Source organism: Mesorhizobium sp. B3-2-1 (assembly GCF_006439515.1).
Classification (GTDB): domain Bacteria; phylum Pseudomonadota; class Alphaproteobacteria; order Rhizobiales; family Rhizobiaceae; genus Mesorhizobium.
The window spans coordinates 84,623-95,264 of sequence record NZ_VFTI01000027.1 but is presented as its reverse complement, the minus strand read 5'-3'; the positions used below and the strand labels follow the sequence as shown (position 1 = coordinate 95,264).

At 62.4% G+C, this 10,642-nt stretch carries 10 protein-coding genes and 1 other RNA gene; 7 read left to right on the top strand and 4 right to left on the bottom strand.

What is annotated here, in order from left to right; translation table 11 throughout:
• Nucleotides 1-67: 67 nt before the first annotated feature.
• Nucleotides 68-1,315 carry a DUF3419 family protein gene (locus FJW08_RS24655; RefSeq protein WP_227792138.1) on the bottom strand — a complete coding sequence of 416 codons (1,248 nt, stop codon included), beginning with the start codon at nucleotides 1,313-1,315 and terminating at the stop codon, nucleotides 68-70.
• An 83-nt stretch (nucleotides 1,316-1,398) separates the two neighbouring features.
• Entirely contained in the window at nucleotides 1,399-5,031 is a 3,633-nt protein-coding gene (locus FJW08_RS24650; protein WP_140812658.1) for a hydantoinase B/oxoprolinase family protein, read from the bottom strand.
• 184 nt (nucleotides 5,032-5,215) lie between these two features.
• Between FJW08_RS24650 and FJW08_RS24645 the strand changes: the two genes are divergently transcribed.
• The 3 genes from FJW08_RS24645 to FJW08_RS24635 all read left to right on the top strand — a co-directional run bounded on the left by FJW08_RS24645 (nucleotide 5,216) and on the right by FJW08_RS24635 (nucleotide 7,053).
• A complete protein-coding gene (locus FJW08_RS24645) occupies nucleotides 5,216-5,422 on the top strand; it encodes a hypothetical protein (RefSeq protein WP_140812657.1) in 207 nt (68 codons plus the stop codon).
• Between the two features lie 159 nt (nucleotides 5,423-5,581).
• Nucleotides 5,582-6,301 carry a DnaJ family molecular chaperone gene (locus FJW08_RS24640; RefSeq protein WP_140758974.1) on the top strand — a complete coding sequence of 240 codons (720 nt, stop codon included), beginning with the start codon at nucleotides 5,582-5,584 and terminating at the stop codon, nucleotides 6,299-6,301.
• On the top strand, nucleotides 6,298-7,053 hold the full coding sequence (locus FJW08_RS24635; RefSeq protein WP_140812656.1) for an N-acetylmuramoyl-L-alanine amidase: 756 nt from the start codon (nucleotides 6,298-6,300) through the stop codon (nucleotides 7,051-7,053). Before FJW08_RS24640 ends, FJW08_RS24635 begins: the two co-directional genes overlap by 4 nt.
• Before the next feature lie 208 nt (nucleotides 7,054-7,261).
• On the opposite strand, the gene FJW08_RS33070 is transcribed toward FJW08_RS24635, so the two are convergent.
• Nucleotides 7,262-7,480, bottom strand: a complete 219-nt coding sequence (locus FJW08_RS33070; protein WP_246682539.1) for a hypothetical protein — start codon at nucleotides 7,478-7,480, stop codon at nucleotides 7,262-7,264.
• Between FJW08_RS33070 and FJW08_RS24630 the strand changes: the two genes are divergently transcribed.
• The 4 genes from FJW08_RS24630 to FJW08_RS24615 all read left to right on the top strand — a co-directional run bounded on the left by FJW08_RS24630 (nucleotide 7,401) and on the right by FJW08_RS24615 (nucleotide 9,202).
• Entirely contained in the window at nucleotides 7,401-7,985 is a 585-nt protein-coding gene (locus FJW08_RS24630; RefSeq protein WP_246682537.1) for a transglycosylase SLT domain-containing protein, read from the top strand. The two genes, FJW08_RS33070 and FJW08_RS24630, sit on opposite strands and share 80 nt — an antisense overlap.
• 65 nt (nucleotides 7,986-8,050) lie before the next feature.
• Nucleotides 8,051-8,450: RNase P RNA component class A (gene rnpB, locus FJW08_RS24625), an RNA gene on the top strand.
• 177 nt (nucleotides 8,451-8,627) lie between these two features.
• A complete protein-coding gene (locus FJW08_RS24620) occupies nucleotides 8,628-8,912 on the top strand; it encodes a type II toxin-antitoxin system ParD family antitoxin (protein ID WP_140812654.1) in 285 nt (94 codons plus the stop codon).
• Nucleotides 8,909-9,202, top strand: coding sequence for a type II toxin-antitoxin system RelE/ParE family toxin (locus FJW08_RS24615; RefSeq protein WP_140812653.1), 294 nt, complete (start codon nucleotides 8,909-8,911; stop codon nucleotides 9,200-9,202). The genes FJW08_RS24620 and FJW08_RS24615 overlap by 4 nt, the downstream gene beginning before the upstream one ends.
• Nucleotides 9,203-9,210: 8 nt before the next feature.
• Here FJW08_RS24615 and FJW08_RS24610 read toward each other — a convergent pair whose 3' ends face one another.
• Entirely contained in the window at nucleotides 9,211-10,326 is a 1,116-nt protein-coding gene (locus FJW08_RS24610) for a cystathionine gamma-lyase (RefSeq protein WP_140812652.1), read from the bottom strand.
• Nucleotides 10,327-10,642 lie beyond the last annotated feature (316 nt).

Sequence of the window (10,642 nt, the reverse complement as noted above, 5' to 3'; positions counted from 1 at the left end):
CATCCTACGACCCCAACAAACACCCCGCCGCTAGCTTCTTGCTCACAACAGGTTGACACAGGAAGTCTCATGCCGCGCGCTTCACATAAAGGTGGAAGCCGCCATAGATGGCGGAGCGGTCGCGGGCCGAGAATTCGCGCGATGCTTCATCCTGATAGTCCCACTGATCGAGCAGCGAGGTCGAGACGCGCCCCGGCAGCAGACTGGGCTCGGCGGCGGTGCGGAAGATGACGCGGGCCCCGGCGGAGGCGGTGCGGGTGATCTCCGACCACAGCGCGTTGAGCTGGTCGTCGGTCATCCAGTCCTGTGCGTCGAGCAGGATGAAGCGGTCGACGGCGCCTGCATCCTTGCCGGCGAGGAATTCGATCAGGTTGGCGTGATGGATGGCGACGCGGTCGATATTGCCGCGGATGGTCTCGTAGTTGCGCTTTTCCAGATAGGCGGGCAAGGCGGCCTCGCCGGGCTCGGGATAGCGGCGCGCAAAGGCTTGCCAGGCGAAATAATTGTTTTCCAAGGGGAAATCACAGGCGAGTTTTTCCAACCGGGCCTTCAGAACGCTGGCCATGGTGCCGTCACCGGAAGTGATCAGCGAATCATACTGCGCCGGCGGGATGCCGAGACCGAACAGGGAAGCTTTTCGCGAGGTCGCCCATTTCAGAAGCTTCTTGTCGAAAACCGGCGCCAGCTCCTCGTTGAAGAAGCGGCGCTGTTCGCCGATGTTCCTGGCTTCCATCATGCGGGCCGGGTTGACGCCGAAGAATTTCGCCGTGCGGTGGCCCATGGCGATGAACAGGCCGAGCAGGCCGGTCTGGTAGAAATTGCGGTCGAAAACGCCGATGCGCCTGTTGCCACGCCAGTTGCGGCGCTCCCAATAGTGGCGGCTGACCGGATCGAGATGCGGGGCGATGAAGCGGTCGTAGGCTTCGGAATTGTGGCTTGTGTCCGCTGCGCCGAAGAAGCGGAAGAGATCGCCCTGCGAAGGCAGATGGCGCACCGCCTCCAGCTTCATGCGGTTCAGCGCGATGTGGGCAGCGTTGAGGTCGACGGCGTCGATCCGTCCCGGCGAGCGGGTGAGGTATGCCAGGATGTTGCAGCCGCCCGAGGCGATGGTGACGACGCGGTGACCCTGGCCAAGCTGCATCGCGTCCATGTCGACGTCGGGGTCTTCCCAGATCTGCGGATAGACGAGGCCGGAAAACAGGAAGGCGAACAATCGCTCGGAGATCCCGGCTTTCGAAAGCGGGCGGTTCTGGTAGACGGCTTTTCCAACTTCCTTGCCGCGGCGAAAAACCAGATCCGAGGAGACGTCCGTCATAGCAATGTGATTCCCCATTTGCTTTGGCGCAAGCGGGTAACGCAGGCTGATGACAGGCCGGTGACAGCCTGTTGACGCCTTCTTTACAGTCTACCAAATCCCCCCGGCGTCGGCGTGGTCACAATGACAGCCTCGCCGGCATCGAGCACGGTCTGGTCGCAGGCCTTCAGCACGTCGATCGTGCCGTCGTTGCGGCGCACCCTGGTCGAGCCGACCTCGCCGTCGCCGCCGCCGTCCAGTCCTTGCGGCGGGCGGTTGCGGTGCGAGGACAGGATCGCGCATTCCATCTTCTCGAGGAAGCGGATGGTGCGTTTGGTGCCGTCGCCGGCATTCCATTTGCCCTTGCCGCCGGATCCCTGGCGGATATGAAAATCCTCCAGCACCACGGGAAAGCGCAGTTCCAGCACTTCCGGGTCGGTGAGGCGCGAATTGGTCATGTGGGTGTGCACGCCGGAGGTGCCGGCAAAGCCGCGGCCGGAGTTCATATGGCCGGCGGGCGAGCCGGAGCAGATCGTCTCGTAGTACTGGTACTTCTTGTTGCCGAAAGTCAGATTGTTCATCGTTCCCTGCGCGTTGGCCATCGCGCCCATGGCGCCGAACAGCGCGTTGGTGACGTGCTGCGAGGTCTCGACATTGCCGGCGACGACGGCGGCAGGGTAGGTGGGCTTGAGCATACAGCCATCGGGAATGACGATGTTGATCGGCCGCAGGCACCCGGCATTCATCGGGATCATGTCCTCGACCATGACGCGGAAGGCGTAGAGCACGGCGGCACGAGCGACCGGCTCGGGCGCGTTGAAATTGTTCTTCTCCACCTTCGACGTGCCGGTGAAGTCGACGGTCGCTTCGCGCTTTTGCCTGTCGACCGATATCTTGACCTTGATCATCTGGCCGGTATCGGTCGGATATTCATACTCCGACGTGTCCGGCAGCCGCTCCAGCACGCGGCGCACGCTTTCGGCGGCATTGTCCTGGACATGGCCCATATAGGCCTCGACGACATCAAGGCCGAAATGCCCGACCATCTTGCGCAGTTCCGCCACACCCTTCTCGTTGGCGGCAATCTGCGCCTTCAGGTCGGCAATGTTCTGGTGCGGGTTGCGGGCGGGGTAGCGGTGGTCGGTGAGCAGCGTATGCAGCTCCGTCTCGCGGAATTTTCCGCGGTCGACGATGCGGAAATTGTCGAACAACACGCCTTCCTCGTCGACCGTGGTGGCGAGCGGCGTCATCGAGCCCGGCGCGGTGCCGCCAATGTCGGCATGGTGGCCGCGCGAGGCTGCCCAGAAGAGGATGTTCTTCTGGGCATCGTCGAAGACCGGCGTCACCACGGTGATGTCTGGCAGATGCGTGCCGCCATTATAGGGGGCGTTCAAGGCAAAGACGTCGCGGGGGTGGATGTCGCCGGAGTTCAGCCGGATGATGGTTTCGACCGAACGATCCATGGAGCCGAGATGCACCGGCATGTGCGGCGCATTGGCGACCAGCGCCCCGGTATGGTCGAAGACGGCGCAGGAAAAATCCAGCCTTTCCTTGATGTTGACGGAATAGGCGGTGTTCTGCAGCGTCACGCCCATTTGCTCAGCGATGGACATGAAGAGATTGTTGAAGACTTCGAGCATCACGGGATCGGCTTGCGTGCCAAGGGCAGCGGCGCGCGCTTTCTTTTCCGTGCGGCGTATGACGACGTGATTGAGGTTGGTGATTTCGGCCTGCCAGCCCGGCTCGATGACGATGGTCTGGTTCGGCTCGATGATCAAGGCGGGGCCGGCGACCAGATTGGACGGTCCGAGGTTCTCGCGACGGTAGACGCCGGCTTCATGCCACTGGCCCTCCGTGTAGATACGCCGGGTCTCGGAAGAGGCTGACTTGACCCTTCCCGGTCCGGCGGGCGCATAGGCTTCGGCGGTCGTCTGGCCGGCTTCGGTGCCTTCGACGCCGACCGTCTCGACGATCATCGGTTTGTCGTCATAGACGAAGCCGAATTGCGCCTTGTGGGCGATTTCGAAATCGCGCCTGGCCTGGAAGATCGAGTCTGCCTCGAAATTCACCGGCAGTGCCGTGTCGGTGCCGTCATAGCGGATGTGCAGTACCGGCCTGGTGGAAACCGAGTCCTCGGCGATGCCTTGCGCCGCCAACTCCGCGATCACGGCCTTTTTCAAGGTCGCGATGAGGCCGCCGATTTCCGTTCTGGATTCTTCGGCAAGCGGCTTCAGCGGCGCCTGCTGGCGCGAGGCAAAGACCGAGGCCAGGCCGATACCATAGGCCGAAAGCAGGCCGGAGAAGGGATGGATCAGCACCGCCTCCATGCCGAGCGCGTCGGCGACCAGGCAGGCGTGCTGGCCGCCGGCGCCGCCGAAACAGTTCAGGAGATATTCGGTGACATCGTAGCCACGCTGCACCGAAATCTTCTTGATCGCATTGGCCATGTTCTCGACCGCGATTGTGACGAAGCCTTCGGCGACCGCTTCCGGCGAGCGGCCGTCACCGATCCCGGCGGCAAAAGCCGCGAATTTCGCGCGCACGGTTTCGGCATCGAGCGGCGCGTCCTGGCCGGGGCCGAAGATCGACGGGAAGAAATCGGGCCGCAGCTTGCCCAGCATGACGTTGGCATCGGTGACGGCCAGCGGACCGCCGCGCCGGTAGGCGGCGGGGCCGGGATTGGCGCCCGCGGAATCCGGTCCGACACGGAAACGGCCGGCCTCGTAATGCAGGATCGAGCCGCCGCCGGCGGCGACGGTGTGGATGCGCATCATCGGCGCGCGGACGCGCACCCCGGCGACTTCGGTATCGAAGGCACGTTCATACTCGCCGTCATAGTGGGCGACGTCCGTGGACGTGCCGCCCATGTCGAAGCCGATGACCTTGTCGAAACCGGCGAGCTTCGCCGTCTCGACCATGCCGACGACGCCGCCGGCCGGACCCGACAGCAGCGCGTCCTTGCCCTGGAACATGTCGGCGGCGGTGAGGCCGCCAGAGGACATCATGAACATCAGGCGAGGGGATTCATCGTTCCCTCCCGCCGCGCCCAGTTCTCCCGCCACCCTTTGTACGTAGCGTGAGAGGATGGGCGACAGATAGGCGTCGACCACGGTAGTGTCGCCGCGGCCGACCAGTTTGATCAGCGGCGAGACCTCGTGGCTGACCGAGACCTGGCCGAAACCAAGCTTGCGGCAGACCTTGGCCACCGCCTTCTCGTGATCGGGATATTTCCAGGCATGCATGAAGATGATTGCAACGGCGTCGATGCCATCGGCCTTCGCTTGTTCTATGGCGGGCCGGCAAGCCGATATGTCGAGCAGCCGTTCGACGCAGCCATCGGCGAGCACGCGCTCGTCGATCTCGATGACGCGCTCGTAGAGTTGCTCGGGAAGAATGATCTCCTTGGCGAAGATGTCGGGTCGCGCCTGATAGGCGATCCTGAGCGCGTCGCGAAACCCCTTGGTGATTAGCAACAACACACGGTCGCCCTTGCGCTCCAGAAGGGCGTTCGTGGCCACCGTGGTTCCCATCTTGATGTCGCCGATCAGGCCGGGCGGGATCGCGGAGCCCGTTTCAAGGCCGAGCAGGTCGCGGATGCCCTGGATCGCGGCATCAGCATAGGCTTCGGGATTCTCCGACAAAAGCTTGCGCGGATGCAGTGTACCTTGCGGGTCACGGCCGATGACATCGGTGAAAGTGCCGCCGCGATCGATCCAGAAATCCCATTTCGCGGTCATGTCGCTGTCTCCGGTATTCCGTTTCCGGTGTCGTTGTTAAAGCGCCGAAGCGCCGGCAGCAACGTCGTCTGCATGCCATTGATGTTACAGGTGGAAACGCAACGTTACGAAACTCTTGGCCACCCAGGGCATTTCCTCTTCGACCGTTCACCGCAATGTGAGCGTGTGCTGAAGGAGAGATGTTATGAAAAAGCTCATTCTTGCGTCGATATCGGCGCTTACATTGTTTGGCGTCGCGGCCTGCAGCGACAGCGGCACCGACAAGACCACGACCCAGAGCACCAATCCGCCGCCTGCCGAGCAGCCGATGAAGCCCGCGGCCCCGGCTGACAAGTCGACCAAGCCTGCCGAGCCGGCTCCGGCAACGCCAGCTCCTGCGCCCGCGCAGTAGTTTGTAGCCAGTACGTGTCTTGGGAGAAAGGCCGGCTTTATGCCGGCCTTTTCTCGTGGAGACCACCATCGGGACCGGCAATCGCCTTTTCGTGCACTTGCCCGGCAGCGGCCGTTATTGGCTTGATAGCGGGGACCGGTTGGCTTTATGAAGCTGGCCATGTCGATTTGGGACCGCCTCGGCGACTTCATCACGCGGGTTTCATCTTCGACCACGTCTGGCGTCGCCGACGTGGTCGAGGCTGTGCGCACGGTTTTTTCCGGCGACGCCGACTTGCGCCGCCGCGTCGCCTTCTCGGTTGCGATGATCGCGCTTTCGGCCAAGATGGCCAAGGCCGACGGCATCGTCACCCAGGATGAGGTGCGAGCCTTCCAGGAAATCTTCGAAGTGCCGCCGAAAGAGACGCGCAACGTTGCGCGGCTGTTCCATCTCGCCCAGCGGGACGTGGCCGGTTTCGAAACCTATGCTGAGCGCATGGCGCAACTCTGCGGCTCCGGGCACTCCAATTGCGTGATGCTGGAAGACATACTCGACGGCCTGTTCCATATCGCCAAGGCCGATGGGCTGGTGCATGAGCGCGAAGGCATCTTCCTGCACCGTATAGCAGAGATCTTCCGCATCGATGAGACGCACTACGAATCGATCATGGCACGGCACGTCAACCTTGGCGCCGGCGACCCCTATGTCGTGCTCGGCATAGAGCGCGGCAAGCCGTTCGAAGAGGTCAGAAAACGCTATCGCAAGCTGGTGTCGGACAACCATCCGGACCGGCTGATCGCGCGAGGCCTGCCGCAGGAATTCATCAAGATCGCGACGACCAGGGTCGCGGCGATCAACGCCGCTTACGAGATGATCGAGCGGGGCCTGCGGCACGCATGAGCGGCTTCCTGCCCGACGAGCCGAGCGCCGAGGTCAGGGTATCGCCGAATTTCGGGCCAAGGCGCGACGCGCAGAAACCCGACATGATCGTGCTGCACTATACGGGCATGGCAACCGGTGCCGGGGCCGAAGCCTGGCTGTGTGATCCGGCGAGTGAAGTCTCGTCGCACTATCTCGTCCATGAGAATGGCCACATCGTGCAGATGGTCCGGGAAAGCGACCGCGCCTGGCACGCCGGCCAGAGTTCCTGGTTCGGACGCACCGACATCAATTCCTGCTCGGTCGGCATCGAAATAGTCAATCCGGGCCACTCACTGGGCTATCCCAGCTTTCCGAAACGTCAGATCACGGCGGTCATCGAGCTGTGCAAGGGGATTGCCGCGCGGCATGCGATAGTCGCCGAGCGGGTGCTGGCTCACTCCGACGTGGCGCCCGGTCGCAAGATCGACCCAGGCGAGAAGTTTCCATGGGCCGCGCTGTTCAAGGCCGGTATCGGCCATCTCGTGCCAGCCGCTCCCCTCAGGCGCGGAACCGCGCTGAAGCCTGGCGACCGCGGCGCCGATGTCGAGACACTGCAGTCGATGCTGTCGCTCTATGGCTATGGTGTCGAGATATCGGGCCTTTTCGATGATCGGACACGGGTCGTCGTAGAGGCCTTCCAGCGGCATTTCCGGCCGCGCCGGATCGACGGAGTTGCCGACGGCTCGACGATGCGCACGCTGCAGAAGCTGCTTGCTTCCATCCGGAATTGACCCTGGGGCAATTCCTGATCCAAGTAATCCTCCCTGGTCATAAAGTTACAAACTGTCACTTAAAGTGACTTGCCTCGCCTTCATTGGCGCCAAATCGGGCCTCAAAGGGCTTTTCGTACAGTTTGTCGGACGTCCAGCCCCCCGGGTGTTCCGATATTGATCAAGCGATGCCACGCGAAAATCTTCGCGCGGTCCCAACAGAACAGGATCACATGCAGAAATTGACCGTTTTAACGGCAGCTCTTGCTGCCGGGGTAATGAGTTTTGCCTTCAGTGCAGCCGACGCCGCGCCATTCAGCCCACGGGCCGACCAGGGCTTCGTCGCGGCATCCGCCAAAGGCAAGGTCATTTCGGCCAAAAGCAGCAAGAGTGCGAAGGCGACGACGAAGCAGGCTTCCGCGAAAGTGGAAAAGGCAAGCTGGACCAAGGCAAGGAAATCCTCTGCCAAGAGGCAGAGGAAGCGCGGCCGCAAAACCGTGGACATGACGACGACGGCATCGATCGGCCTCGGCAACGTCGCCGCGGCGACGGCGGCAGTGACGAGCGGCGGCCAGTATTCCGCGATTGTCGCCCGCTATGCGGCGAGCTACGGGGTTCCGGTGTCGCTGGCCGATGCCGTCATCAAGATCGAGAGCAACTACCGGTCGAACCTGGTCGGTGGCGCCGGCGAGATCGGCCTGATGCAGATCAAGCCGGCAACCGCGCGCATGATGGGTTACAGCGGCTCGGCCAAGGGCCTGTTCGATCCCGACACCAACATCAAATATGGCATGAAGTACCTCGCCATGGCACGCGACCTCGGGGGCGGCACGACCTGCGGCACGATCCTGAAATACAATGCCGGCCATGGCGCCACCCGGATGAACCCGGTTTCGGCGGCTTACTGCAGCAAGGTCAAGGTTCAGTTGGCGGCTGTCGGCGCGCCGGCTTGACAAGAACCGGTCACGACCGGCTTTTTCGGTTGCGTTTTGTGGTGTGAACCCCTTTATACGCCCTGCCAGCTGGCCGGGCGGCCGCACCCGCAAACGCCGAAAGGCCGCAGGTGAGGAAAGTCCGGGCTCCATGGAGACACGGTGCCGGTTAATGGCCGGCGGGGGCGACCCCAGGGAAAGTGCCACAGAAAGCAAACCGCCCCGACTTTGTCGGGGTAAGGGTGAAAGGGTGGGGTAAGAGCCCACCGCGCGACTGGCAACAGGAGCGGCACGGTAAACCCCACCGGGAGCAAGACCGAATAGGGGCGGTGCGAGGGGAAACCCTCGAGGGCTGTTTCCGGCTCACCGTCCGGGTAGGTTGCGTGAGGCGCATGGCAACATGCGCCCAAGATGAATGGCCGCCACGTTCTCGCCTCGCAAGGGGCGAGGGCCATACAAAACCCGGCTTATAGGCCGGCTGGCAATTTCTCCACGATGTATGGATTAAATCTTTCGATATCAGAAGGTTGCGCCGTTGGGTGCAGCTCCTGATTCAAGGGCATGGCGCTACGTTGCGTCGCCGCAAGATAGAGATTTCGCCCACATTTCTTGAAACTGGTGCGATTAAATCGTACCATCACGACTCCTCACTAGGAGCCTATCATGGGTCAGGTCGACAAACGCAGCATCACGCTTTCACCGGAACTGGCGCAGGCGGTCGACGATGTGGTCGCGGCGGGAGAATACGCCTCGGCGAGCGAGGTGATCCGCGATGCATTGAGGCAATGGAAAAACCGCCGCGACCTGATGGGCTACACGGTCGAGGAACTGCGCAAGCTGGTGCAGGAGGGGATCGACAGCGGGCTTGCGCAAGACGGCCAGCCAATCATGGAACGATTGCGCGCGAAATACCTGAAGATGGCCGAGGCCAAAGGCTTTCAGGAGTGAAATACCGACTGCTTCCTCAAGCCACCGTCGATCTCGAAAGCATTGGCGACTACATTGCCAGCCATGACCCGCGCGCTGCTGTTCGCCTCGTGGATGCGCTGGAAAGACGTTGGGATTTGCTGACCTTGCATCCTTTTTCAGGTGCGCCACGCGACGACATAGCGCCGGGTATCCGCCATCTGATTGTCGGCGAATATCTCACCTTGTACCGGGTCGGCGGTGATGCGATCGAAATTCTTCGCGTGCTGCATGGTCGCCGCAACATCGAAGCCGATGACCTCGGCTCGTAGTCGATTTGTCAGCCGCTGATCCTGTCCAGCGAGGCCTCGATCGCCTTCCAGAGTTCTTCCACGGGCTCACAGCCGACCGACAGGCGCACGAAGCCAGCCGGAACCGCGTCGCCTCGCTTAAGCCGCCGCTCGGCCGAGGTGTGGACGCCACCGAAGGAGGTCGCGGCCTGCATCAGGCTGCAATTGTTGATGAAATCCTCGGCTTTCTGCTCGGAAGCGAGTTCGAAGGAGATGAGGAAGCCGAAGCGCTCCATCTGGGCACGGGCCAGATTGTGCGAGGGATCGCCTTCCAGTCCGGGGTAGCGCAGGCCGGTGATCGCCCGATGGCTTTGCAGCCGTCTGGCAATTACCTCGGCTGACGAACACATGCGGTCGAACCGCACGTCCAATGTTTCCAGGCCGCGATGCACCAGCCAGGCTTCGAACGGCCCGGGGATGCTGCCAGAGACCTCGCGCCAGCCGGTCACGGCGGCGATGATATCCGCATTGCGGCTGGCGACATGGCCGAACAACACGTCGGAATGGCCGTTGGGCGCCTTGGTGTCGGCAGCGACAACGATATCGGCGCCGTGATCGAGAGGGCGCTGGCCGAAGGGCGTCATCGTCGTGTTGTCGACCACCAGCAGCGCGCCGGCCTTGTGAACGGCTTCGGCGACAGCGGCGATGTCGCAGATGTCCAGCCCCGGATTAGCGGGCGTTTCGACGAAGGCCAGGCGGTAACCAGCGAAGCCGCCATCGAGGAAGGTCGATGTCGGCCTGACATCGTGGGTGACGCCGAGCGGCTTCAGGAAACGATCGGCCAGCGCCCTGGTGGTGTGATAGCCGTCCGAAGGCAGCAGGATATGGTCGCCGGCCTTGAGTACGGCAAAAAATGCCGCCGAGATCGCTGCCATTCCCGAGGGAAAACCGACGCAGGGCGCGTCTTCCAAATGGGACAACATGTGTTCGACGGCATCCCAGGTCGGGTTGCTGAAGCGGCCGTACTGGTTGAAGCCGGTGGCATCGCCCGGTGCATGGAAGATGGCGGCCATGGTCAGGGGCAGGGGAATGGAATCGCCCATGGCAAGCCCGCTGCGACGCAAATGGGGCAGGGCTGCAGCGCGCGACTTCGCGGTTTCAGACATCGATTTCAAATCCCTTGGCGGTCGGTGAGATGGACGAGACGCTATGCCCGGCCGCGGCTCACGGCAAGGCGCCTCCAGTTGGGCCAGGCAGGCTCTAAACGCTTCGTTAGGCTTAATGGATCATAAAGACGAGGCGTGCTGTCAAAGCCTTTCTCGTCGGTGTGATGCGCGTGTTTGTGAAGCCTATTCCCGTTGACGCCCATAGTGCCCCATGATATCCCATTTTCATACCAAAGCCTTCGTTCCGCGTCAGGGTAAAGCGTACGCCAATCGGGCAGCCGCGGCGGCTGCGCGTTTGCCGGTTTTCGCCCGTGTG